At 73.3% G+C, this 24730-nt stretch carries 18 protein-coding genes, 1 tRNA gene, 1 other RNA gene and 1 pseudogene; 2 read left to right on the top strand and 19 right to left on the bottom strand.

Translation table 11 applies throughout. The features are described from left to right. Positions 1–159: 159 nt before the first annotated feature. Genes ACE4Q9_RS20765 through ACE4Q9_RS20755 form a run of 3 tightly spaced genes read right to left on the bottom strand, consistent with a single transcriptional unit; the run spans position 160 to position 2203 of the window. Positions 160–537, bottom strand: a complete 378-nt coding sequence (locus ACE4Q9_RS20765) for a type II toxin-antitoxin system death-on-curing family toxin (protein WP_397985723.1) — start codon at positions 535–537, stop codon at positions 160–162. After that, on the bottom strand, positions 534–734 hold the full coding sequence (locus ACE4Q9_RS20760; protein ID WP_397985722.1) for a hypothetical protein: 201 nt from the start codon (positions 732–734) through the stop codon (positions 534–536). Before ACE4Q9_RS20760 ends, ACE4Q9_RS20765 begins: the two co-directional genes overlap by 4 nt. A gap of 35 nt (positions 735–769) precedes the next feature. Beyond that, positions 770–2203 carry an MFS transporter gene (locus tag ACE4Q9_RS20755; RefSeq protein ID WP_397985721.1) on the bottom strand — a complete coding sequence of 478 codons (1434 nt, stop codon included), beginning with the start codon at positions 2201–2203 and terminating at the stop codon, positions 770–772. A gap of 174 nt (positions 2204–2377) precedes the next feature. Between ACE4Q9_RS20755 and ACE4Q9_RS20750 the strand changes: the two genes are divergently transcribed. Continuing rightward, a tRNA-Cys gene (locus tag ACE4Q9_RS20750) sits at positions 2378–2449 on the top strand. Between the two features lie 21 nt (positions 2450–2470). Here ACE4Q9_RS20750 and ACE4Q9_RS20745 read toward each other — a convergent pair. The 7 genes from ACE4Q9_RS20745 to ACE4Q9_RS20715 form a co-directional block, all read right to left on the bottom strand. Continuing rightward, positions 2471–3628, bottom strand: a complete 1158-nt coding sequence (locus ACE4Q9_RS20745) for an SUKH-4 family immunity protein (protein ID WP_397985720.1) — start codon at positions 3626–3628, stop codon at positions 2471–2473. 148 nt (positions 3629–3776) lie between these two features. Next, positions 3777–6080, bottom strand: a complete 2304-nt coding sequence (locus tag ACE4Q9_RS20740) for a xanthine dehydrogenase family protein molybdopterin-binding subunit (protein WP_397985719.1) — start codon at positions 6078–6080, stop codon at positions 3777–3779. Next, on the bottom strand, positions 6077–8884 hold the full coding sequence (locus ACE4Q9_RS20735; protein ID WP_397985718.1) for a 2Fe-2S iron-sulfur cluster-binding protein: 2808 nt from the start codon (positions 8882–8884) through the stop codon (positions 6077–6079). The genes ACE4Q9_RS20740 and ACE4Q9_RS20735 overlap by 4 nt, the downstream gene beginning before the upstream one ends. After that, complete coding sequence (locus ACE4Q9_RS20730; protein WP_285562353.1) at positions 8881–9774, bottom strand: xanthine dehydrogenase family protein subunit M; 894 nt, start codon at positions 9772–9774, stop codon at positions 8881–8883. The genes ACE4Q9_RS20735 and ACE4Q9_RS20730 overlap by 4 nt, the downstream gene beginning before the upstream one ends. 278 nt (positions 9775–10052) lie before the next feature. Then, the gene (locus ACE4Q9_RS20725; RefSeq protein WP_397985717.1) at positions 10053–11720 is read right to left on the bottom strand and encodes a beta-N-acetylhexosaminidase; all 1668 of its coding nucleotides are present in this window, start codon (positions 11718–11720) and stop codon (positions 10053–10055) included. A gap of 189 nt (positions 11721–11909) precedes the next feature. After that, the gene (locus ACE4Q9_RS20720; protein WP_397985716.1) at positions 11910–12197 is read right to left on the bottom strand and encodes a DUF3039 domain-containing protein; all 288 of its coding nucleotides are present in this window, start codon (positions 12195–12197) and stop codon (positions 11910–11912) included. A gap of 29 nt (positions 12198–12226) precedes the next feature. Further along, positions 12227–12799, bottom strand: a complete 573-nt coding sequence (locus ACE4Q9_RS20715) for a YqgE/AlgH family protein (protein ID WP_397985715.1) — start codon at positions 12797–12799, stop codon at positions 12227–12229. Positions 12800–13070: 271 nt separating this feature from the next. Here ACE4Q9_RS20715 and murA point away from each other — a divergent pair, with 271 nt between their 5' ends. Further along, positions 13071–14411 (top strand): UDP-N-acetylglucosamine 1-carboxyvinyltransferase, encoded by a 1341-nt coding sequence (gene murA, locus ACE4Q9_RS20710; RefSeq protein ID WP_397985714.1) that lies wholly within the window; start codon positions 13071–13073, stop codon positions 14409–14411. A gap of 212 nt (positions 14412–14623) precedes the next feature. On the opposite strand, the gene ACE4Q9_RS20705 is transcribed toward murA, so the two are convergent. The 9 genes and pseudogenes from ACE4Q9_RS20705 to ACE4Q9_RS20665 all read right to left on the bottom strand — a co-directional run bounded on the left by ACE4Q9_RS20705 (position 14624) and on the right by ACE4Q9_RS20665 (position 24729). Next, complete coding sequence (locus ACE4Q9_RS20705) at positions 14624–14905, bottom strand: HU family DNA-binding protein (protein ID WP_014673024.1); 282 nt, start codon at positions 14903–14905, stop codon at positions 14624–14626. A 309-nt stretch (positions 14906–15214) separates the two neighbouring features. Beyond that, positions 15215–16630, bottom strand: a complete 1416-nt coding sequence (locus ACE4Q9_RS20700) for an NAD-dependent malic enzyme (RefSeq protein WP_397985713.1) — start codon at positions 16628–16630, stop codon at positions 15215–15217. A gap of 368 nt (positions 16631–16998) precedes the next feature. Then, on the bottom strand, positions 16999–19353 hold the full coding sequence (locus ACE4Q9_RS20695; protein WP_397985712.1) for a HelD family protein: 2355 nt from the start codon (positions 19351–19353) through the stop codon (positions 16999–17001). 373 nt (positions 19354–19726) lie between these two features. After that, positions 19727–20287: a CGNR zinc finger domain-containing protein gene (locus tag ACE4Q9_RS20690; protein WP_397985711.1), complete on the bottom strand. Its 561-nt coding sequence runs from the start codon at positions 20285–20287 to the stop codon at positions 19727–19729. 105 nt (positions 20288–20392) lie between these two features. Further along, positions 20393–21822 (bottom strand): annotated as a pseudogene (locus ACE4Q9_RS20685) (FAD-binding oxidoreductase). A gap of 268 nt (positions 21823–22090) precedes the next feature. Beyond that, positions 22091–22303 carry a hypothetical protein gene (locus ACE4Q9_RS20680; protein ID WP_397985710.1) on the bottom strand — a complete coding sequence of 71 codons (213 nt, stop codon included), beginning with the start codon at positions 22301–22303 and terminating at the stop codon, positions 22091–22093. Between the two features lie 190 nt (positions 22304–22493). Further along, positions 22494–22862, bottom strand: a transfer-messenger RNA (tmRNA) gene (ssrA, locus tag ACE4Q9_RS20675). Positions 22863–22959: 97 nt separating this feature from the next. After that, positions 22960–23502: an SsrA-binding protein SmpB gene (smpB, locus tag ACE4Q9_RS20670; RefSeq protein ID WP_397987276.1), complete on the bottom strand. Its 543-nt coding sequence runs from the start codon at positions 23500–23502 to the stop codon at positions 22960–22962. A 57-nt stretch (positions 23503–23559) separates the two neighbouring features. After that, the gene (locus ACE4Q9_RS20665; RefSeq protein ID WP_397985709.1) at positions 23560–24729 is read right to left on the bottom strand and encodes a S41 family peptidase; all 1170 of its coding nucleotides are present in this window, start codon (positions 24727–24729) and stop codon (positions 23560–23562) included. Position 24730 lies beyond the last annotated feature (1 nt).

The following is a 24730-nucleotide window of genomic DNA, read 5'->3' as shown; positions in this document are numbered from 1 at the left end:
GGCTCTCCGTTGCGGGTGGCGGCGGGTGACGGGCGGGCGGTAGTCACGGTCTCCGTGGTCAGGTTCAGTCGGCTACGTATGACAACCGGGCCACCCTACCGGCGCCGCCGGCCCCATCCGTCCCGAACGCCCCGGCGTCACCGCCGGGTGGGACCCACGTCACAACGCCCGCAGCCGCCCGGCGATCGCACCCACGTCGCTCTGCGTCCCCGACGCCACATCGATGACCAGCGCGTACGCCGCGTCCTGGTCGACCCCGGCCGGATCGACCCCGTTGAGGGCGAGGAACGTGGCGGTGGCGAGCCAGGCGGTGCGCTTGTTGCCGTCGACCAGGGGGTGGTTCGCGGCGAGGGCGTGCAGCAGGGCGGCGGCCTGTTCGTACAGGTCGTCGTAGGCGGCCGTGCCGAACATCCGGGCGCGCGGGCGGTGTACGGCGGAGGCGAGCAGCCCCGGCTCCCGCGCCTCGGGCGGCCGGCCGCCGAAGGCGAGCGTGGCGAGGGCGGTGACGTCGGCGACGGTGAGGTGGCGGGTGTTCATTCGCCGAGCCTCCTCAGCAGGTCGGCGTGGGCGTGCGCCAGCCGCTCGGCGGTGTCGCGCACGGCCGTCTCCTCGGCCGCCAGGTACCGGCGTACGGCCTCCGCCACCGCCTGCTCCGGCGTGCGCCCCTGCGCGTCGGCGAGGTCGGAAAGGGCCTGGTGGGTGGCGGGGTCGAGGTGCACGGTCAGCGGGCGCATGGTGGCCACTGTATGCCGCCTGGTCAGGACGCCGGTCACCGGGCCGCCGCGGCCGTCCCGTCGCCGCCTGTGCAGCGGGTCGCGACCCACACGCCCATGAGGGCGACCGCCGCCATGGCGAGGAAGACGACGGCGAAGGCGGCGGGATGGGCGGCCGAGCCGCCGCCGAGGGTCGCGAAGGCGGCGCCCGCGGCGGCCAGGAGCAGGGCGTTGGAGAGGGCGTCGGAGATCTGGAGGGCGGCGGAGTTGGCGCCGGCCTCCTCCGGGGCGGACAGGCGCAGCAGCAGCACGCTGGTGGAGGAGATCACCAGGCCCATGCCGAGGCAGCCGAAGGCCCAGACGACGGCGACGGTCCACGCCGGCACGGCGGGCAGCAGCACGCTCGGCGCGGTCAGCAGCGCGCCGACGACCAGGACCATCCCGGCGGTCATCAGCCGCTCCCGGTACGGCGCGAGGCGCGGCCGGGACTGGAGCCAGGAGCCCAGCGCCCAGGTGCCGCCGCCCGCGGCCAGGGAGAGCCCGGCGAGCGTCGGCGACAGGCCCCGCTGGGTGACCAGCATCAGCGGCACGAAGGACTCGGCGGCGACGAAGGACCCGGCGCACACCCCGCGCAACAGTACGACGGAGGGCAGGCCGCGGGCGGCGCGGTAGGTGCCGCGCGGCAGCAGGCCGAGGACGGCGGGCACCAGCAGGGCGGCACCGGCCGCGCCGGGTATCAGGGAGAGGGGGCGCGGATCCTGGGCGGCGTACTGGACGAGCCCGGCGCCGAGGGCGATACCGAGGGCGAGCCGGATGCGCCGGCGGTCGAGGGGGGCCGCGGCGGCTTCCGCGTCGACCGGTCCCGACGCCCGGCGGCGTATCTGGGGCAGGGCGAGGGCCAGCGGGAGCACGACGAGGACGGGGATGCCGAGGAACACCCAGCGCCAGCCGAGCTGTTCGGTGACGGCGCCGGAGGCGAGGGGGCCGACGATGGACGGTACGACCCAGCCGGCCGCGAACGCCGCCATGATCGCGGGGCGCAGCCGCTCGGGGTAGGCGCGGCCGACGACCACGTACAGGGCGACGATGACGAGCCCGCCGCCGAGCCCCTGTACGGCCCGGCCGAGGACGAACACCCACATGGACTGGGCGGTCCCGGCGATCACCAGGCCCGCGGCGAAGGCGCCGATGCCGGTGGTCAGCGCGGCGAGCGGGCCGCGGCGGTCGGCCCACTGGCCGGCCAGGACCATGCCGAAGAGGCTGGTGGTGAAGAAGCCGGAGAACGCGAAGGCGTACTGCGCCACGCCGTGCAGCTCGCGCGCCGCGACGGGCATGGCGGTGCCGACGGCGGTCGCCTCGAAGGCGATCAGGAACACGACGGACACGATGCCGACGCTCAGCGCACGGTAGGCCCGGCCGAGCACCCCGCCTTCCGGCTCGGAGCCTTCCTCCACCACGACGTCGTCGGCACGGGACCCCAGCACACTCATGTCCGCCAGAGTAAGGCCCGATCCCGAGTTTGACCCCTGTCAAAGGCCCCCTCTCCCCTGCGACCTTTGACCTACGCCCCGTCTCCCATGAACGCCGTGTGGCAGTCACATTGCATCCCCACGGCCCCTCTTGAGCGCCGCCGCACCCCCGCCCTACGGTCATTCCACCGACACGGCCGTGTGCCCGAGTGGTTCAGGGACTCGCCTGCAAAGCGAGTTACGCGGGTTCGAATCCCGCCACGGCCTCTTCTTGTGGGCGGGGTGTCCTCAGAGCGCCCCGCCCGCCTCGTCCCGGAAGGACTCCGTCCAGTAGTGCCATGCCGTGTCCGGCAGGGTGGCCGTCGGGTCGAGGGTGGTCAGGGTGTGGAGCATGGCGGCGGCCAGTTGATCGTAGGCGGTGCTCGTCAGTTCGTGGGCGAGGTGCTGGTCGATGGTGCGTTCGTGGTGGAGGAGCCAGAGGGTGAACGCGAGGGTGGAGACGTCGGTGTTGAGGGGGTGGAGCGCGGCCTCGGGGGCGGAGAAGGTAAGGACCGCGCCGGTGCGGCCGTCGACCACCAGGCTGTTGTCCTCGGCCAGGCGGCCGAGGCGGATCAAGTGGTCGCAGTGGGCCGGGAGTTCGGTGAGGGTGTAGTCGGCGCCCTCCTCCGTGACGTACTCGCGCAGGGTCGGCAGCGGGGCGTCCGGGTCGGTGAAGAAGAGCACCGCCTCCTCGGGCAGCCCCGTCTCGCGCAGGAAGCGGCGGGTCGGCTCATGGGTGAGCGTGGCCGGGAAGTCGACGTCCTCGAAGCGGGCCACCCTGCCCTGCCCGAACTCCTGGTCGAGGACGCGCGCGGGGATGTCCAGGGTCAGACCGGACGCCGTACCGGGGCCCGCGGCCAGCGCGAGCGGGCGGATCAGGGCCGCCGCCTTCCAGTACGGCGGCACCCGGCCGTCCGTGCCCTCCGCGAACAGGCCCAGCAGCCGGCGGGATGCCTCGGCGGCCGTCCGCGGGCCGTACTGAGCGGCCAGCGAGGCGAACCGGCCGCGCAGGCCCGCCAGTTCCTCCGTGACGGCGGCGAAGCGCAGCAGCGTGGCCAGAGACGGCGCGAAGGGGCGCCACGCCGAGGGGTCGCGGAGGTACGCCGTCGTGACCTCGCCCGTGTCGCCGTCGAGCAGGATCGACTCGCGCTCCATGCCGGGCGGGTTGAGCAGCTCGCCTATCACCAGCCGGTCCCGCAATTCCTCCGCCAGGTGGAAGGGGGCGTCCGCCGCGTCCGCGAGGGTGCGCAGGCCGTGCGCGCGCAGCGGGGAGAAGGTCAGCACATCGGTGACGGCGGGCAGCCCGGCGCCCGCGAGCAGACCGCGCGTCGCGGCATGCGTGACATGGCGGCCCAGCTCCGCCTCGGTCAGCGTGATCGCCGCCCCGGCATCCGTCGTCGTACCCATCGCTCCCCCGCGGTCTCGCCCGTGCGTGGCACAGTACGGGCGCCCGCACCGACGGCTCCCCCACCGCCGAGCACACTACGCGGCCCCACTGACAACGCCCCCGTGGTGGGAAGACGCCGGACGGGCGCGACGCGTTGCGCGGCGGCGGTCAGCGGTCGGTGACGACGGCCGCCTGGGGGCGGATCGGGAGCCGGTTGACCGGGCGGCCGGTGGCCGCGCGGACGGCGGAGGCGATGGCCGCCGGGGCGGTCACCACCGGCACCGCGCTGACCGACTTGGCGCCGAACGGCGCGACCACGTCCCGCTCCTCCACCAGCTTGACGATCCGGATGTCCGGCGCGTCCAGCGCGGTCGGCAGGGCGTACCCGGTCAGGTCGGGGTGCCGGATCAGGCCGCGCGGGGTGCGCAGGTTCTCGGTGAGCGCGATGCCCACGCCCTGGGTTACGCCCGCCTCGATCCGGGCCGCCAGCTGGGCGGGGTTGAGCACCCGGCCCACGTCCTGAGCGACGGCCAGCTCCACCACCCGCACCGAGCCCAGCTCGATGTCCACGTCCACCACCGCGCGGATCGCGCAGAACGCGAGGCCCACGAACGCGTCGCCCTGCCCGACCGCGTCCAGCGGCTCGGTGGGGTGCGGGCGGCACTGCGCCGTGGCCCACAGCTCCTTGCCGTCCAGCGCCTCGGTGACGGTGGTCGACAGCACCCCGTCGTACGACGTGATCTTGCCGTCCTCGATCTGGAGCAGCTCGGTCGACATGCCGAACGTGTGGGCCAGCGGCTGGAGGAGCTGGGTGCGGACCATCTTCGCGGCCCGCTCCACCGCGCCGCCCGACACCCAGGTGTGCCGGCCCCGGCTGCCCGGTCCGGACGGGGGCTGGTCGGTGTCGACCGGGGCGACGCGGACCTCCTCGATGCCCAGGGTCTCCTGCACGATCTGCCGGGCCAGCGTGGTGAATCCCTGGCCGGCCTCCACCGCCGCGCACAGCACGGTCGCGATGCCGTCGTGGACCTTGACCGTCGCCGTGGACACCTCGTCGGCGCCCTCCGCGCCGAGCATGTGCACCATGCCGAGGCCGTAGCCGACGCCTCGGCGCACCGCGCCCGGCTCCCCCGCGCCCTCGGGACCGCCGGGCAGCAGCCAGTCCTCCTCGGGGGTGTCCTTGGGCAGCGCCGGGAGCGGGAAGTCCCGTACCGCCTGGAGGAGTTCGGCGACCGGGGCCGGGCAGGTCACGGTCTGGCCGATGGGCAGTACGTCACCGGTCGCGAGGGCGTTGCGCAACCGCAGTTCGGCCGGGTCCAGGTCCAGCTTCCGGGCCAGCTTGTCCATTTGCGCCTCGTAGGCGGCGCACACCTGCATCGCGCCCTCGCCGCGCACATGGCCGGAGGGCGGGTTGTTGGTGCGTACGGCCCAGCCCTCGATGAACGCGTTCGGCACGACGTACGGCCCGCACGCGAAGGAGACGGCGGCGGCCAGCGCGTCCGCGGAGGTGTCGGCGTACGCGCCCGCGTCGAGGAGGATCTGCGCCTCCACCTTCACCAGCCTGCCCTCGGCGTCCGCGTGGTGGCGGTAGCGCAGCAGGGTGGGGTGGCGGTGGACGTGCCCGAGGAAGGACTCCTCGCGGCTCGCGGTGAGCTTCACCGGCAGTCCGGTGCGCAGCGCCAGCAGGCCGAGCGGGAGCTGGAAGCTCTGGTCCTCGCGGTCGGCGGTGGCGCCGGGCACCCCGGTGACCACGATCTTCACCCGATCCGGGGACAGCCCGAAGCAGGCGGCGGCGGTGTCGCGGTCGTGGTGCGGGTCGGTGGAGGCCAGGTACAGCTCCACCCCGCCGTCGGGGCGCGGCACCGCGAGACCGGCCTCGGCGCCGATCGGGGCCGGGTCCTGGCGGCCGATCCGGTACAGCCCCTCGACCACGACCTCGCCGACCGCGTCCGTGTCGCCGTGGCGCAGCGGGATGTGCCGGATCAGGTTGCCGTCGGGGTGCAGGGGTTCGGCCTCGAACGCCTGCTCGGGGTCGGTCACCGGGTCGAGGATCTCGTACTCGACGATGATCGCCGCCGCGGCCATCCGCGCGGTGTCCGGGTGGTCGGCGGCGACGGCGGCGATGGGCTCGCCGTGGTGCCGTACGACCTCGGCGGCGAACACCGGCCGGTCGGGGGTGCCCCGGCCGTGGCGGGGGGTGCCCGGCACGTCCTCGTGCGTGATGACGGCACGCACGCCGGGCATCTCGCGGGCGTGCGCGGTGTCGATGGACACGATCCGGGCGTGCGCGTGCGGGGAGCGCAGGACGGCCGCCCAGAGCAGGCCCTCGGCCCACAGGTCGGCGGCGTAGGGGAAGGTCCCCTCGGTCTTGGCGCGGGCGTCCGCGTGCGGCAGCGAGACGCCGAGGCCGTGCGGTGCCGGCTCGGGCTCGGGGGCGGGTTCCGCGGTGGCGGTGACGGTCTCGTCGCTCACGCCTGGCCTCCGTCCTGGCCGTAGTGCTGGTCGTACGGGCCGGGCGTGTCGCCGTAGCCGTCGGGGGTGGGGGGCGGTGTGTCGAACACGCCCGGCGCCTCGAACACCGACGGGCCGGCGCCGCCGGCGCCGGGGCCCGCCTGGTGCGGTACGCGCGCGTCGTCGGCGGCACCGGCCGCCTCCGGCTCGGGGGCGTGCGCGGCCTCGCGCTCGGCGACGACCTCCTGGACGGCCTGGACGACGCCCCGGTAACCGGAGCAGCGGCACAGGTTGCCGCACAGGGCCTGCCGGGTCTCCAGCTCGGTCGGCGCGGGGTTGCCCTCCAGCAGGTCGTGCACGGTCATCGCCATGCCGGGCACGCAGAATCCGCACTGCACGGCGCCGCACCGGGCCAGCGCCCGCTGTACGTCGGAGGGGTGCCCGTCCTGGGCCAGCCCCTCCACGGTGCGCACCTCGGTGCCGGCGGCGGTGACCGCGGGCACCAGGCAGGAGGCCACGAGCCGCCCGTCGACCTGCACGTTGCAGGCACCGCACTCGCCCTGGGAGCAGCCGTCCTTCGCGCCCGCGAGACCGAGCCGCTCGCGCAGCACGTACAGCAGCGACTCCCCGATCCAGGCGTCGGTGACGGGCCGGTCGGCGCCGTTGACGCGCAGGACGTAGGAGGCGAGGGGATGGTCGTCGTGCGGCGAGAGGGGGGCGGGTTCCGGCTCCTCGGGGGCCGCGGGCGCTTCGGGTGCGCCGGGGACCTCGGAGGTTTCGGGTGCCTCGAGTGCGCCGCGGGTCTCGGTCCCTGCGGGCCCGGCGTCGGCGTGTCCGGACGCGTCCGGCGCGGGGACCGGTGTGTCGCCGTCGTGCGCCGCAGCGGGCTCCGCGGGCCCGGCGGGCGCCGGCACGGGCGTGTCGGACCGCTGTCCGGGTACGACGGGTGCGCCCGCGCCGGAGCGCTGCTCGGGTACGACGGGTACCGCCGGGTCGCCGGGGGGCACCGGGGTGCCGTGCGCCGGCGTGGTGGCCGGGCCGGGCTCCGCGTCCGGCGGCGTGGCGGCCTCGGGCGCGGCGGCCTGCTCCGTGTGTTCGGCGGGGCCGTCGACGGGGTGCCCGGACGTCGCGGCCGGATCGGCCGGTCCGTGCTCGTCCGGTCCGACGGGGACCCCGGCGGGCGGCGTACGGTGCTCCGCCCCGGCGTCGGCCCGGGGGTGGTCCTGGGCGGGGTACGACGGCTCGGCAACCGGCGCGGGGAGGTGAGCGGAGGCGGCGTGGCCCGGCTGGGTGTGGCCCGGCTCCGGGTGCGCCGCATCGGGGTGGCCGACCCGTTCGTGACCACCCTGTTCGTGGCCGCCCTGTTCGTGGCCCCGCTGTTCGTGGGCCGGCTGCTCCTGGGCCCCTTGCTCGTGGCCCGCCTGCCCGTGCGGACTCGGCGCGTACCCCGCCTGGGGCAGCTGTCCGTGCGCGGCGTCCGGGTGCCCCGGCTGCCCGTGCCCGGCCCGGCCGAGGTGGTCGTCTATCCGCTGGTCCTGCCCGTGCGCGGCGTGCTCCTGCGCCCCGGCGCCGACCGGACCCTGGGCGCCTGCGCCGTCCGCCTGCCCGGACCGCTCGTACCCGCCCTGGTCGTACGCAGCCCGGGCGTCCACGCCCGGCGTGTGTCCGGCAGGTTCGTGCGCGCCCGGCGCCGCCTCCGCCCGACCCGAGCCGCCCTGCTCGTAGCCGCCCTGCTCGTACACATCCCGAGCGTCCGCGCCCTGCGCGTGCCCAGCGGGCTCGTGCGCGCCCGGCGCCGCCGCCTGACCGGCGCCGCCCTGCTCGTACGCGTCGCGCCCCAGCGTGTCGTACGCGCCCGGCACGGGACCGGTCTGCTCCGGCGCGCGAACGGCCTGCTCCTGCGCGCCCGGTACGGGACCGGTGTGTCCGTGAGCGTCCTGCCCGTAAGGGGCGGCGTCCTGGTGCGCACCCGGCGCCACGCCCTGCCGCTCCCCTGCGGCCTGGCCCTGCTCGGGGCCCGCGTGCTCGTACCCGCCCTGACCGGCCCCGGACTGCTCGTAGGCGGCCTGTGCGCGGGCCTGGCGGCGTGCCCGCGCGCTGCCGACATCTCCCTGCGCCGCGCCCTCCGCGGTCCCGGCGGTGAAGTCCGCGCCCCCCTGGTCGTACGCCTCGGCGGTCTCGGAGCCGTACGCCTCATGCCCGAACCCCTCGCCGGACCCGTACGTGTCCGGTCCGTGCGGGGCCTCGCCCTGGTCGCCCCAGGGCCGGCCGGCGTCGGTGGCCCAGGGCGCGGGCGCGCCGCCCGGAAGCGTGGCGGGCGGGGTGCCGCCCCACTGCTCCACCAGGGACGACGTCGTGAACTCGCCGGATTCGTCCGGCAGTTCCCCGCCGACGACCGGGATGGACCACTGCCCGGTGACGTCATGGCCGGGCGCGGCGGGCGCCGGGGGCTCCTCGAAGTTCCAGTGCTGGGTGGCCGCGGGGTCGTACGTGAAACGGTCGCCGCCCTGCGTCGCCCCCTGCCCGGCGCTCGGGTCGGCCCACTGGCCGCCGCCCTGACCGCCGTCGGCGTCGGGCCACTGCGCCGCGCTCGGCGGCGCCGGCCAGCCGCCCTGACCGCCCTCGGCCGGTGCCCCCGGAATGCGCGGCGGCACATAGCCGTGGCCCGGCGCGGCCAGCGGGCTGTCGCCGGACAGCAGGGCGTCTATGCCCCCCTCGGGGAGCTTGACGAAGGCGGTGGCGCCGTCGTCGTAGTCGCCCTGGGGCAGCGGGTTCCAGCGGCCGCCGCCCTCGGGCGTGCCCTCTCCGTGCCGGTCGTCGGTCACGACAGCGCCCTCCCCAGTGCTCGTCGGGCCAGCGCGGCGACGGTGCGCCGCAGGTGCAGTACGGCGGGCGGCAGCGACGGCACCGTACCGTCCGCCTCCGGCGCCGGGTCGGGGATACAGGCCGCGGCGACGTACTCGCCGAAGGCGCTGAGCGCCTCGGGGACGAGCGCACGGTCGTTGTCCCAGTCGATGAGCTGCGCGACCCACTGCTCGGCCTCCAGCGGCCGCAGCGGCATCGGCGCGATGGCCCCGACCGCGCAGCGCACTCCGCGCCGCGCCGGGTCGAGGACGAGGGCCACGGAGGCCAGCGCGCGGCCGGGTCCGGTGCGCCCGGTCGCCTTCAGGAAGACCTGCGGGGCGTGCAGCAGCGGCACCCGCACGAAGCCGATGAGTTCGCCGGCGCCCAGCATCTCCACGCCCGCCAGCAGGTGCGAGACCGGGACCTCCCGGCGCGCCCCGCCCGGCCCGGCGACGATCAGCGTCGCCTCCAGCGCGGCGAGCACCGGCAGCGCGTCCCCGGTGGGCGCGGCGGAGGCGATGTTGCCGCCCAGGGTGCCCGCGTTGCGGATGTGCGGCGGGCCCGCGGCGCGCGCGGCGGCGGCGAGCGCCGGGATGAGGGCCGCGAAGTCGGGGCGGCCCATGCGCGCGTGGGTGAGTCCGGCGCCGAGCAGCGCGTGGCCGTCCTGGTACTGCCAGCCGCGGATCTCGCTGATCCGGCCGAGACCGACCAGGGCGGCGGGCCGCAGTTGCCCGGAGTTGACGGCTGCCATCAGGTCGGTGCCGCCCGCGACCGGGACGGCGGTGGGCATCGCGGCGAGTGCCGCCACCGCTTCGTCCAGCGTCGTGGGCAGCGTGACGGCCTGCCCCGCCTGCGGTGCGTGCGTGGTCAACCCGGCTGCCCCTTCCCGCTGTCCCACCTGGTCCCGCCTGTTGCGCCGTACGGTACGTGCTGACAGGGCGGACGTGGCAACTCTGGCACATCTTCGCAGGGCTCGAACGCGGGGGTCCGCTAGGAGGCATTCGCCCACCTCACCGGGGAGATGGTCCGTTTTCGCACCGCTTCACCGGTGCGTGCGAATTGCCACTCTTCGGTGAAGCTGCCGGGGTTTTTCCGCTATCTGTTCTATCCCCGTTGCGCGGCACGCCTGTTGGGGTACACCCGGCGGGATCACCTGGTGGGCGGCGGTCCGTCGATCGGGCGGCCGGGTACGCCGGGCCGCCGCTGCCAGGGCCGGGGTCCGGCCGGCGGCCGGTAGGCGACGCCCAGCGCGTCAAGTCGCCGGTAGTGCGCGGCCATCCGGCGCTCGAAGTCCGCGAAGTCCCGCTCAGGGGGCGCGGGCAGCCGGCTCCAGGCGACCTCCGCGAACGCGGCGAGCCGGGGAAACGCCTGGTAGTCCACGCGCCGGGCGTCCTCCAGGACCTCGGTCCACACATTGGCCTGAGTGCCGAGCACATGGCGCGCCTCGGCCTCGGTGAGCGCCGCCGGAACCGGTTCGAACCGGTAGACGTCCTCCAGGGTGCGCACGAAGCCGATCGGCACCGGCTCCTCGTCGCCGGGGGCCTGCCGGTGGTCCAGGTACACGTACTGCTCGGGGCACATGACGACGTCGTGTCCGGCGCGCGCGGCGGTGACCCCGCCCTCGTAGCCGCGCCAGGAGGAGACCGCGGCACCTGGCGCGAGGCCGCCCTGGAGGATCTCGTCCCAGCCGATCAGCCGGCGCCCGCGCGCCCCGAGCCAGGTGTCGAAGTGCCGCACGAACCACGACTGGAGCCCGTCCTCGTCGCCGAGGCCCAGACCGGCGATGCGCTCCTGGGCGGCCGGCGACTTCTGCCACTGGTCCTTCGGGCATTCGTCGCCACCGATGTGGATGAACCGTGACGGGAACATCTCCAGGACCTCCTCGAACACCCCTTCGTAAAACCGGAGGGTGGTGTCGGTGGGGGCCAGTACGTTGGGGTTGATCCCCCAGGTGTCCCAGACGGAGAGTGCGTTCGTGTCGACGACGTCGGTGTTGCCGAGTTCCGGATGCGCGGCGATGGCGGCCTGCGAATGCCCCGGCACATCGATTTCCGGTACGACGGTGATGTGCCGCCCGGCCGCGTAGGCGACGATCTCCCGGATGTCGTCCTGGGTGTAGTAACCCCCGTGCGGCTTCTCCTCCCACAGCGGCGAGGCCCGGTGACCGAATTTCGTCCGTGCCCGCCAGGAGCCGGTCTCGGTCAGTTCCGGATACCGCCTGATCTCGATCCGCCAGCCCTGATCGTCCGTCAGGTGCAGATGCAGCACATTGAGTTTGTGCGCGGCCATCAGGTCGAGATAGCGCAGCACCCCGTCCTTGGGCATGAAGTGCCGGGCCACGTCGAGCAGCAGCCCGCGCCAGCCGAACCGGGGGCTGTCGCGCACGGTGAGCGCCGGGAATTCCCAGCTCCGGCGATCACTGACGGGAGCGCACCGGAAAGCCTCGGGTCCGAGCAGTTGCCGAAAGGTGCCGGCGGCCCAGAACAGTCCGGCCTCGCTCGCCCCTTCCAGGGTGACCACCCTGTTTTCGGCGGTCAATCGGTACGACTCCGGGCCGCCGAGTTCCCCCGCGAGCGCGGGCACGATCCGCAGCCGTACCCGGCTCTCGCCCTCGCGGTACGGCGCGAAGGGCAGCCCGGTCGCCGCGCCGACCGCCGAGCGCAGCCAGCGCGCCACCCCTTCGGTGCCCTCGGCGGCCTCGATCCCGGTGTCCGCGTCCACGACACAGCGGGCACCCGACACCGCGACCTCGTCCGGCGCCGGGATCAGCGCCACCTCCCCGGCCGGGTCCGTCCCCGCGCCGCCGATCTCACCCATGTGACCTCCCCGCCCGCGTTGCACCCTGCGCAACGGCCGTTTCGCTCCGCACAACCAGCCGAACGGTACGGAGGCTAGGTGGACCGGCACCCGCCCACAAGAGGTCTCGACCAATCCGGCATGGCGAAGGGCCCCGGCGCACGCCGGAGCGCGCCGGGGCCCTCGCGGGTCACCGTGTGAGGCGGGGCCTTACTTGCCCTTGTCGCCGCCCTTGTCCTTGTCGCCGCCGCTGCCCATGGACTCGTAGATCTCCTTGCACATGGGGCACACGGGGTACTTCTTCGGGTCGCGGCCCGGCACCCAGACCTTGCCGCACAGCGCCACGACGGGGGTGCCGTCGAGGGCGCTCGCCATGATCTTGTCCTTCTGGACGTAGTGGGCGAAGCGCTCGTGGTCGCCGTCGCCGTGGGACACCTGCGGCGTCGGCTCTACGAGGGTCCCCGTACCAGTCCCGCGCTCGGGCTCAAGAGTGCTCATATTGCCCAGGGTACTGAAGCGCCGGGGCATCAGTTGAGCGAAGGGTCGTCCGGATACGTGGCCACCATCGCCAGCTCGCTGCGCTGGCGGCGCAGCACCTTGCGCCACAGCCGCTCGGGCTCAGGCGAGGACACGTCACCGGGCTCGGACTCCACCACGTACCAGGCGCCCTCGGCCAGCTCCTCCTCCAGCTGGCCCGGCCCCCAGCCGGCGTACCCGGCGAAGATCCGCAGCGAGCCGACGGCCGGGGCGAGCAGCTCGGGCGGCGCCTCCAGGTCGACCAGGCCGATCGCGCCGTGCACCCGCCGCCAGCCCACCGGGGCCCGCTCGCCGTTCGCCCCGCCCGGTATGACCGCCACGCCGAGCGCGGAGTCCAGCGAGACCGGGCCGCCCTGGAAGACCACGCCGGGCTCGCCGGTGAGGTCGGCCCAGCCCTCCAGGATGTCCCCGACACCCACCGGGGTGGGGCGGTTGAGGACGACACCGAGGGAGCCCTCCTCGTCGTGGTCGAGGAGGAGCACCACCGCGCGGTCGAAGTTCGGGTCCGCCAGGGCGGGGGTGGCCACGAGCAGCCGCCCTGTGAGCGAGGACACCTCGGTCATGCCAGACATGATCCCGCATCTTCCCCCGCGGTGGGGAGCCAATCGGAGTGCCCGGGTGAACGCAGCTCAGGGAGCGTGGAAGCAGAACCGGCGCACGCTCACCCGCGGTGACCCCATGTGTCCGATTGCAAACGGTTCGTGTTGTGACACACCCATGACGCGACGGGGCTGCACGCGGACTTACGAACGGGGGGTGATCGGCGATTACCCTGTCCCACGGCCCGTCCGTGATCGGCGGCCCCCATGCCCATCTGATCGGAACGCGAGATTCATGACCGTCAACGACGATGTCCTGCTTGTCCACGGCGGAAACCCGCTTGAGGGCGAGATCCGTGTCCGCGGTGCGAAGAACCTCGTACCGAAGGCCATGGTCGCCGCGCTGCTCGGCAGCGGGCCGAGCCGGCTGCGCAACGTTCCGGACATCCGTGACGTGCGCGTCGTGCGCGGGCTGCTCCAGCTGCACGGCGTGACGGTCCGTCCGGGTGAGGAGCCCGGCGAGCTGGTGCTCGACCCGACGTACGTCGAGAGCGCCAACGTGGCCGACATCGACGCCCACGCCGGCTCCAGCCGTATCCCGATCCTGTTCTGCGGCCCGCTGCTGCACCGGCTCGGGCACGCGTTCATCCCCGGTCTCGGCGGCTGCGACATCGGCGGCCGGCCCATCGACTTCCACTTCGACGTGCTGCGGCAGTTCGGCGCGAGCATCGAGAAGCGCGCGGACGGGCAGTACCTGGAGGCGCCGAAGGGCCTGCGCGGTACGAAGATCACGCTGCCCTACCCGTCGGTGGGCGCGACCGAGCAGGTGCTGCTGACGGCCGTACTGGCCGAGGGCGTCACGGAGCTGTCCAACGCGGCCGTCGAGCCGGAGATCGAGGACCTCATCTGCGTGCTGCAGAAGATGGGCGCGATCATCGCGATGGACACCGACCGGACCATCCGCATCACCGGTGTGGACAAACTCGGCGGCTACACCCACCGGGCCCTGCCGGACCGCCTGGAGGCCGCGTCCTGGGCCTCCGCGGCCCTCGCGACCGGCGGCAACATCTACGTCCGGGGCGCCCAGCAGCGCTCGATGATGACGTTCCTGAACACCTACCGCAAGGTCGGCGGCGCCTTCGAGATCGACGACGAGGGCATCCGCTTCTGGCATCCGGGCGGCCAGCTGAAGTCCATCGCCCTGGAGACGGACGTCCACCCCGGTTTCCAGACCGACTGGCAGCAGCCGCTGGTGGTGGCGCTCACCCAGGCCACCGGCCTGTCGATCATCCACGAGACGGTCTACGAGTCCCGCCTCGGCTTCACCTCGGCGCTCAACCAGATGGGCGCCCACATCCAGCTCTACCGCGAGTGCCTGGGCGGCTCCGACTGCCGCTTCGGCCAGCGCAACTTCCTGCACTCCGCGGTCGTCTCGGGTCCGACCCGGCTCCAGGGCGCCGACCTGGTCATCCCCGACCTGCGCGGCGGCTTCTCCTACCTGATCGCGGCCCTGGCCGCCGAGGGCACCTCCCGCGTCCACGGCATCGAGCTGATCAACCGCGGCTACGAGAACTTCATGGAGAAGCTCATGGAACTGGGCGCCAAGGTCGAACTGCCGGGCAAGGCCCTCGGCTGACCCCCAGCAAACAAGCAAACAGGGCGGTCCCCCTCGACGAGAGGGGGACCGCCCTGTTTGCATCGCTCACCGGGCCGCGCCCGAAGGGGCGCGGGGCCGCATCGGATCTGCGGCCCCGCCGCGCGGGCGTGACCAGCCACGACGGCCCGTCAGTCACCCACGGCGCTCACCTCGAACGGCGCTCCAGTGGACCGGCGCTCAAAGCGGAGCGCTTACTTGCCCTTGGCCGCTTCCTTGAGCTTGGAGCCCGCGGTGACCTTCACGCTGAACCCGGCGGGGATGTTGATCGGCTCGCCGGTCTGCGGGTTGCGCGCGGTACGAGCGGCACGGTGGGTGCGCTCGAAGGTCAGGAAGCCGGGGATGGTGACCTTCTCGTCGCCCTTGGCGACGATCTCGCCGACGGTCTCGGCGAACGCGGCCAGCACGGCGTCGGCGTCCTTGCGGGTCACCTCGGCGCGGTCGGCCAGCGCGGCCACCAGCTCACTGCGGTTCATGTTGTTACTCCCGTGTTTTCTTGCCGTTGGGGTGTGCCACGCGGCGGTCATGCCCGCGGCACTGCGATGCCGATGCGCTCGCGCCCAGGGACGCATCCTGCCCCTACCTGCGGCGGTAAAGCCAATCCGGCACCCGTAGGAGTCGTGAGAACACCCTGGGGAGTCACACGAAAAGCGCCTGATCGGCGTCACCCTAGAGGGCTCCCGGTACCAGGTGGTTCCACGACGCGCCGGTGCGGGGGGCCACCGTGGTGATCCTCACAGCCCCCGGCACCGTACGACACGCCGTGGTCGGGCGGTCTTCCCTGGTCAGGCGGTTGCGCCGACCGCCTTGGCGGCCTCACGGACCGCGCCGGCGACGGCGCCCGCGACCCTGTCGTTGAAGACGCTCGGAATGATGTAGTTCGGGTTCAGCTCGTCCTCGCCGACCACGTCGGCGAGTGCCTTGGCGGCGGCGAGCATCATCTCGGTGTTGACGGTACGGGACTGCGCGTCCAGCAGGCCACGGAAGACACCCGGAAAGACCAGCACGTTGTTGATCTGGTTGGGGAAGTCCGAGCGGCCGGTGGCCACCACCGCGGCCGTCTGGCGGGCGATCGCCGGGTCCACCTCGGGGTCCGGGTTCGCGAGCGCGAACACGATCGCGCCGTCCGCCATGGCGGCCACGTCGTCGCCGTCCAGGACGTTCGGGGCCGAGACGCCGATGAACACGTCCGCGCCGCGCACGGCCTCCTTCAGGGTCCCGGTGAGGCCCTCGGGGTTGGTGTTGTCGGCGATCCAGCGCAGCGGCGAGTCGGCCGGGGCGTTCACCAGGTCCGTGCGGCCCGCGTGCACCACGCCGTGGATGTCGGCGACGACGGCGTTCTTGGCGCCCGCCGCGAGCAGCAGCTTGAGGATGGCCGTACCGGCCGCGCCGGCGCCGGACATCACGATCCGGATGTTCTCGATCGCCTTGCCGGTGACGCGCAGCGCGTTGGTCAGCGCGGCCAGCACGACGATGGCGGTGCCGTGCTGGTCGTCGTGGAAGACCGGGATGTCCAGGGCCTCGCGCAGCCGGGCCTCGATCTCGAAGCAGCGGGGCGCGGAGATGTCCTCCAGGTTGATGCCCGCGAAGCCGGGGGCGATGGCCTTGACGATCTCCACGATCGCGTCGGTGTCCTGGGTGTCCAGGCACAGCGGCCAGGCGTCGATGCCGGCGAAGCGCTTGAAGAGAGCCGCCTTGCCCTCCATGACGGGCAGCGCGGCCTTGGGGCCGATGTTGCCGAGGCCGAGCACCGCGGAGCCGTCCGTCACGACCGCAACCGAGTTGCGCTTGATGGTGAGGCGACGGGCGTCCTCGGGGTTCTCGGCGATCGCCATGCAGACGCGGGCCACACCCGGCGTGTAGACCATGGAGAGGTCGTCACGGTTGCGGATGGGGTGCTTGGACTGCATCTCGATCTTGCCGCCGAGGTGCATCAGGAACGTACGGTCGGAGACCTTGCCGAGGGTGACGCCCTCGATGCCGCGCAGCTTCTCGACGATCTCCTCGGCGTGGGCCGTGGAGGTGGCCGCGATGGTGACGTCGATACGGAGCTTCTCGTGCCCGGACGCGGTGACGTCGAGGCCGGTCACCGAGCCTCCGGAGGACTCCACGGCGTTGGTGAGCTGCGAGACGGCGGTTCCGCTCGCGGGCACCTCCAGCCGGATGGTCATCGAGTAGGAGACGCTGGGCGCCGTTGCCATGGCCGACTTCCTCTGCTTTCACCGTGTCGCGAGTTGTGCCGTCCGATCGTCGCACCTACCGATCAGTACGTGGTAGTCGCCCTCGGTTGCGGACGTTTTGTACACGCTCGATGACCGGTCGGTACGCAGTTTCGGAAAACGACTTCCACCATACGAGAGTTGATGGGCATAAGAAAGAGGCCCACGCCACTTGATCGTGACGTGGGCCTCCCACGCTGACGACACCGGCCCGCCATGCTCGCCTCGCGGCAAGTGGTCCCTCGAAGGGACGAAGGTTGGGCCCGGGGGCTTGGATCGAGCCGGTGCCGTACCCAGGCTAACAAACGGATGCCGGATGCCATTCCCCCTAGCGGGAGTTCGCCGGAAACTCAGTCGCGCAGCAGGTCCGGGACCCCGGCCGCGTCCGGCTCGTCCCGCTCCCCCGAGACCACGGTGAGCTGCTGGGTGGCGCGGGTGAGCGCCACGTAGAGCACGCGCAGCCCGGCCGGGGACTCGTCGGCGATCTCCGCGGGCGAGACGACGACCGTCGCGTCGTACTCCAGGCCCTTGGCCTCCAGGCTGCCGAGCGCCACCGCCCGGTCGCCGAGCCCGGCCAGCCAGCGTCTCGCCTCCTCGCGCCGGTTCATCGCGACGACCACGCCGACCGTGCCGTCCACCAGCCCCAGCAGCCGCTCCGCCTCGGCCCGCACGGTGTCCTGGAGGGATTCCCCCACGACGGTGAAGCGCGGCTCGACCCCCGTGGACCGCACGGCCCTGGGCGACTCGGCGCCGGGCATGGCGAGCGCGAGCACGCGGGCGGCCAGGTCGGCGATCTCGGCGGGGTTGCGGTAGTTCACGGTGAGCTGGAAACGGCGCCGGGGGCGGCTGCCCAGGGCCTCGTCGCGGGCCTCGGCGGCCTCGTCCGGGTCGGACCAGGAGGACTGGGCCGGATCCCCGACCACCGTCCAGGTGGCGTGCCGGCCGCGGCGGCCGACCATGCGCCACTGCATCGGCGTGAGGTCCTGCGCCTCGTCCACGATGACGTGCGCGTACTCGGTGCGCTCCTGCGCCAGCCGCTCGGCCCGCTCCCGCTGGGTCTCCTCGCGCACCGGCATCAGCTCCTCCAGGCCGGTGAGCTGGTCCAGCGGGTCGAGCTCCCGCTTCCTGCGGGGCCGGGCCGGGGCGCCCAGGATCGCGTGGAGCTCGTCCAGCAGGGCGATGTCGTGCACCGTACGGCCGTCCCGCTTGAGCGAACGGGCCACCTTGCGCACCTCGCCGGGGTTGAGGATGCGGCGCGCCCAGCGGCCGAGCCGCTTCTCGTCGGCCATGGCGTCGAGCACCCGCGCCGGGGTCAGCTCCGGCCACCACGCGTCCAGGAAGCCGATGAAGGCGTCCTCGCCCGTGATGTCCTCGTCGAAGGAACTCCGCAGCTCGGCGGCCAGCTCCGGGTCGGTGTGCCGGGCGCCGGCACCGGACTTCGCCCACAGGGCGTCCAGCAGCAGCTTGCGGGCGCGCGGGCGCAGCAGGTTGACGGGGGCGGTGCCGCCGAGGGCGGTACGGCGGATGTGGTCCAGCTCCTCGGCCTCCAGTTCGAGCCGGCGGCCGAAGGCGACGACACGGAGGCGGGTGGGGTCGGCGGCCTGCCGCGGCGCGTCGTCGTCCTCGTCGTGGGCCGCCCGGACGGCCGGGCCCAGCTCCAGGGCGCCCCTGGCGGCCTTCCGCAGCACCTTCAGCATCCGGTACGAGCCTTTGGCGCGGGCCACGGACGGGGAGTCGTACAGCGTCGCCTCCACGCCGTCGACCAGCGAGCCGATCGCCCGGATCGCGACCTGGCCCTCCTCGCCGAGCGAGGGCAGCACGCCCTCGGTGTAGGCGACGAGCAGCGGGGTCGGGGAGACGATGAGGATGCCGCCCGCGTACCGCCTGCGGTCCTGGTAGAGCAGGTAGGCGGCGCGGTGCAGGGCGACGGCGGTCTTGCCGGTGCCGGGGCCGCCCTCGACGTACGTGATCGAGGCGGCGGGGGCCCGGATGACGAGGTCCTGCTCGGCCTGGATGGAGGAGACGATGTCCCGCATGGTGTGGCCGCGGGCCTGGCCGAGGGCGGCCATCAGGGCGCCGTCGCCGATGACGGCCAGCTCCCGGCCGTCGAGGCAGGCGGTGAGCGAGGGCCGCATCAGGTCGTCCTCGACGCCGAGCACCCGGCGCCCCTTGGAGCGGATGACACGCCGGCGCACCACCCGGCCGGGCTCCACGGGGGTGGCCCGGTAGAAGGGCGCGGCGGCGGGGGCGCGCCAGTCGATGACGAGCGGCGCGTAGTCCTCGTCGAGGACGCCGATGCGCCCGATGTGCAGGGTCTCGGCGATGTCGGCGGTGTTGTCCTCGCGCACCGCGCCCTCGGCCGGCTCGACCGCCGTGTAGGCCCCGTCGGGCCCCTTCTTTCCGTCCTTGCCGAGCAGCAGGTCGATCCGCCCGAACAGGAAGTCCTCGAACTCGCTGTTGAGGCGGTTCAGGTGGACACCGGCGCGGAAGACCTGCGCGTCCCGCTCGGCGAGCGCGCCGGGGGTGCCGACCTGGCCGCGCTGGGCCGCGTCGTTCATCAGGAACTCGGCCTCGTGGATCTTCTCCTCGAGCCGCCGGTACACCCGGTCCAGGTGTGCCTGTTCGACGCTGATCTCTCGGTCGCGCACGGAGTCCTGTGCGCCGTGTTCCGAGCCGACCGCGGAATGCTGAACCTGAGCGGCCACCGGGCCCCCTTCTGACGTGCTGGGCAGCCGTCAACCGTACGCGAAGGGGGCCGGGCGAGGCTACGGCACCCACCGGTCGGGTGCGTGGATGTGGGGGGCGGGGGTGCTTGGACGGGGGTGCGCGGGTGCGGGTTTGCGAGCGCGCAGGCGCGGGGCGCGGGCGCGGGCTTGCAGGTGCTCAGGGGCGGGTCGCGGGGCGCGGGTGCTCAGGGGCGGGTCGCAGGTGCTCGGCACGGGCGGTCAGGGCGGGTCGCGGATGCGCGGGCACAGGCGGTCAGGCACGGGCGGTCAGGCACGGGCCACGGATGCTCGGGCACGGATACCCGTCTGCGGTCTCACATCTGCGGTCTCACATCTGTGGTCTCGTGGGTGCTCAGGCGCGGGTGAGGGCGGCACGGCGGCGGTGTCGGGCGACCCGCTCCCGGTTGCCGCACACCTCGCTGGAGCACCAGCGCCGGCGGCGTCCGCGGGAGGTGTCGAGGTAGAGGAGCGGACAGTTGTCCCCCTCGCACTCGCGAAGGGCCGCCCGCGCGACGGGGTCGGTGAGCAGCTCCACGGCGTCGCGGGCGAGCAGCGCGAGCAGGGCGGCGGGTCCGGGCGGCGCGACCAGTTCGCGCACGAGCACCCCGTCGCCGCGCCGTACGGCACAGGGCACCGGGGGCACCCCACGGGCCACCTCGTTCACCCGCGCCAGCGCTCTCCCGTACGACACCGGGCCCCCGGCGCGCCGCACCAACTGCCCTATGTCCCTTCTCACTTCCTGGAACCGCGCCACCCACGACTCATCGGCGTGCGCGAGCCCCGTACCGGCCGGAACCAGCCCGGCCTCCTCGATCCAGACGCACAACGCCCCGACGGAACCGAGCCGTTCACCGGGATGGCTGGTCGCCAACAGATCCAGACATACCCGTCCGGCATCGAACCGCAGCACCATGTGCCTGTCACCGCCTAGGCATACGGGGAGTCGTACAGACCGCTTGCTCCCACAGTGCCCGCCCGACCGACCCGCCGGAACCCCTCGCGCCGGCACCGGTCGCCCTCAAGCGGGCGGGATGTTCTGGTTGGCGTGGAAGAAGTTGCCGGGGTCGTAGGCGCGTTTGACCGCGGCCAGCCGATCGTAGTGGCCGCGGTAGGCGGCCCGGACCCGGTCGGTGGGCTCCTCCTCGCCCAGGAAGTTGAGGTAGCCGCCGCCCATGGAGTACGGGTGCAGATCGTTCCAGTAGTCGACGCACCAGCGGGTGATCCGGGCGGCGTTGGCGGGGTCGGGGTCGATGCCCGCGATGACGCCGGACCACCGGGCGTCCCGGTAGGCCCAGGCCGTCTCGTCGGGTCCGGTCCGGTGGGCCGCCCCGTCCACCGGGTAGAGGTGCATGGTGGACAGGCCGGTGGGGAGGTCCCGGCCGTATCTCTCGTGCACGGCGATGGCGTCGTCACCGATGGCGTCGAAGAAGTCCCCGCGCCAGTACCACTCTGGAGGCCCTTGGGCAGCAGCTGGTCGAACATGGTCTGGAGAACGGGATAGGGCATCACCGCGGTGAAGTGGAAGGCGGGCTGCCCGGCGGCGGCCACGGCGGCGACGGCCCGCTCCAGCCGCTCCTGTTCGTCCTCCGCGGGGTCCGCCTCCCCGGACGTCCCGGCGCGCCCCGGCGTGTGGCACCACACCACCCCGCACATCTTCTTCCCGTGCAGCGGTTCGGGGAACGGCGGGCCCGGCGGGACGGTCAGCAGTGCGAAGAACCCGTTCAGCTCGTCCGGCGCGGCGGGCAGGAACTCCCGGTACCAGCACAGCACTTCGCGCACCCGGTCGACCGGCCACAGGGTGATCGCGACCCCGACGGTGTCCACCGGGTGCAGCCGGAAGGCGAAGGAGGTGACGACCCCGAAATTGCCGCCGCCGCCCCGGAGCGCCCAGAACAGGTCGGGGTGCTCGTCGGCGGAGGCGGTGACGAGGCTGCCGTCGGCGAGCACCACATCGGCGGAGAGCAGGCTGTCGATGGTCAGGCCGTAACGGCGGGTGAGGTGACCGTGTCCACCGCCGAGGGTGAGCCCGCCGACACCGGTGGTGGACATGATCCCGGAGGGCACGCCCAGGCCGAAGGTGTGCGCCGCGTGGTCGAGATCGCCGAGCAGGGTCCCGCCGCCCACGCGGGCAGTACGGGCCGCCGGTTCGACGTGGACCCAGCGCATGGGCGCCAGATCCAGAGTGAGCGCGCCGTCCACCAGACACAGCCCCGGCCCGCTGTGCCCACCCCCGCGCACGGCCACCGCGACGCCGTGGTCCTGCGCGAATGCGAGCACGGTCCGCACGTCCGCCACGTCCGCACACCGCGCGAACCCGGCCGGCCGCCGGTCGATCATGGCGTTGTAGATCCCCCGCGCCTCGTCGTACCCGCCGTCCCCCGGCCCGACGACGCCTCCCCGCACCGTCCCCCGCAGCCTGCCCAGAGCGACCTCACCGATGACGCTCATGGCCGAACACCTCGGTCCACCCAACGGAACTTCTGCCGCCGCGAACATTGTCCGCCGACAGGCCGGCTCCCGCACGCCGGGGACCGGCGTCCGTGCGACGCCTTCAGGGAGACAGCCGCGCCGACGCGCTCACGCTGCGGGTGCGCTTCCACGGTTCAGGTGTGCGTCGATGTGGCGCAGGCGTTGCCAGGCGGCGGGGTCGGTGCCGTCGCCGAGCGGGGACTCCCCGCGCGAGCGTTCGCTGCTCCGGGCTATGTCCGCACCTTGCTCACGCTACGACATCGATGGGGTCGACCCGACGGGTCTGTCCGTCGATTCCGTTCGCCTCGATGGCGTAGCGGAACCCGACCGGTCCGGTTGGATCGCTCACGACGGTCCAATGCGCACCGTATTTCCGGATGAGGAATTCGGCAACACAGGACGCCAAGTCCAGGTGCAGAGTGACCCAGTCGGACTCCTCGAACCTGGAGGTCGGCTGCATCTGCGCTTACCACACTATGCGCTTTCACGGCCACTTGGAGATCGGCCCGTACTCGATGAAGATGGCGGTCCCCCATCAGGATCGCGGTGAAAAAGGCAAAGCGGAGCCAGCGATATGCGGGCATGGCAAAGGCCCCGCCGCTTCAACAAGCGACGGGGCCTTTGCCCACATGGGGTACCCCCGGAGGGGTTCGTGGAGATGGCGGGAATCGAACCCGCGTCCAACGGTGCGGAATCAGGGCTTCTCCGTGTGCAGTTCGCTGTGCTTTTCTCAGCCCCGGCGATCACGCGAACAAGTCGCCGACGGGCTCAGTCACTGTTTGATTTCCCTCTTCACCCCGTGACCGGGATCAAGGTTTAGTCCCCTAGCTGATGCCAGGATCCGGGTCGGGAACAGCCCCGGGCTGACACTTCGCAAGTCGCTACTTAGGCAGCGAGGGCGAAGGAATCGCGCTTGGTGTTGGCGATTATTTTTTTCGGCCTGTGGTTTACGAGATCATGGCCGCTTCCTCGACACGCTTCCCCTGCTTCGACAGCCGCTGTCGAAACCGATCATCCCCATGTTGTTTTTTCAAGGTGCGCACCGGGCTCGCGTCCGGTGCTGCTGCCATCGTACGGGACCAACGCGGGTCGATGCCAGCGTATTCCCCGGAGGGGCTACACCCCGCGCTGCCTCCGCTTCGCCGCCGCGATGGCGCGCTCCGACTCGCGCCGGTCCTGCTTCTCCCGCAGGGTCTGCCGCTTGTCGTACTCCTTCTTGCCCCGTGCCAGCGCGATCTCCGCCTTCGCGCGGCCGTCCCGGAAGTACAGGGCGAGCGGCACGATGGTGTGACCCGTCTCCTGGGCCTTGGACTCCAGCTTGTCGATCTCCTCGCGGTGCAGCAGCAGCTTGCGCTTGCGGCGCGCGGAGTGGTTGGTCCAGCTGCCCTGGTGGTACTCCGGGATGTGGGCGTTGTGCAGCCACGCCTCGCCCCGGTCGATCTGGACGAAGCCGTCGGTCAGCGAGGTCCGGCCCTCGCGCAGCGACTTGACCTCGGTGCCGGTGAGCACGAGCCCGGCCTCGTAGGTGTCGATGATCGCGTAGTCGTGCCGGGCCTTCTTGTTCTGGGCGACGATCTTGCGCTTGCCGCCCTTCTCGCCGTCCCTGGCCTTGCCCGCCCCGCCGCCCTGCTTGGGCTGGGACTCCTTGGGTACGTACATTCCCTTGCTCATAGTGCCGTCCATTTTCGCACTACGCGGGGGTCCTACGGCCAGCCTTTAATCCGCTTCGCCCAGGCCGGTGAGGACGGTCTCGGCGCGTCGCAGCACGCCGTCCCCCGCCTCCAGGTCCGGCGTGATGCCCCGGCCGTCGACCGCGTGCCCGGACGGGGTGCGGTAGTGGCCCACGGTCAGCTCGGCCACCGAGCCGTCGGGCAGGTTCGTCGGCATCTGGACGGAGCCCTTGCCGAAGGTGCGCGTGCCGATCACCACCGCGCGGCCCCGGTCCTGGAGCGCGCCGGTGAGCAGCTCGGCCGCGCTCATGGTGCCGCCGTCGACCAGGGCGACCAGGGGACGCCCGGTGTCCCCGCCGGGCGTGGCGTGCAGGGCGCGCTGGGCGCCGTCCACGTCGTAGGTGGCGACCAGGCCGCCGTCGAGGAAGGCGGAGGCGGTGGCCACGGCCTCGGTGACCAGGCCGCCGGAGTTGCCGCGCAGGTCCAGGACGATCCCGGCGCCGGCCGGGGCGGCCCGCAGGGCCTCGCGGACGCGGGCGCCGGTGCCCTTGGTGAAGGCGGCGACCCGGATCAGGGTGGCCCGCGCGGACAGCCGGCGGACGCTCACCGAGTCGGTGGTCAGGGTGGCCCGGCGCAGGGTCCGGGTCCAGGCGCGGGTGCCGCGCTGGAGGCCGAGCGTGACGGTCGTACCGGCGGGCGCGTCGTCGGGGTCGCCGCGCAGCCGGGCGACCACCTCGGTGACCGGCAGGCCGTCGGCGCGGACGCCGTCCACGCTGCGCAGCCGGTCGCCGGTGCGGATGCCGGCCGCGGCGGCGGGCGAGCCGGGCCGCACCCCGGTGACCTCGATACGGCCGTCCTGTTCGCGCGCGGTGGACAGGCCGACGCCGGTGTAGCGGCCGTCGAGGGAGTCCTGGAACTCCTGGTACTCGCCCTCGGAGTAGACGGCGCCCCAGCGGTCGCCGCTGCGGCTGACGGCCCGCTCGGCGGCCTCCATCGGGGAGGTGCCGTCGGCCATCGCGCGGGCGGCGGCGTCCCGGACGGACTCGTCGCGTACGGCGCTCACGGGCACGGGGGTGGTGGTCCGGGGTGCCGGGTGGTCGGGGTCCGGGAAGGCGCCGGTGACCGCCCCGGCGACGATGACTCCGGCGAAGACCAAGGTCAGCGCGGCCCCTTGGCGGGCGCGGTGAGGCGGACAGAGCGGGTCGCGGCCGGACATG

The sequence above is a fragment of the Streptomyces sp. AM6-12 genome (assembly GCF_044327085.1).
Classification (GTDB): domain Bacteria; phylum Actinomycetota; class Actinomycetes; order Streptomycetales; family Streptomycetaceae; genus Streptomyces.
This window is presented reverse-complemented; position numbering and strand designations above follow the sequence as displayed.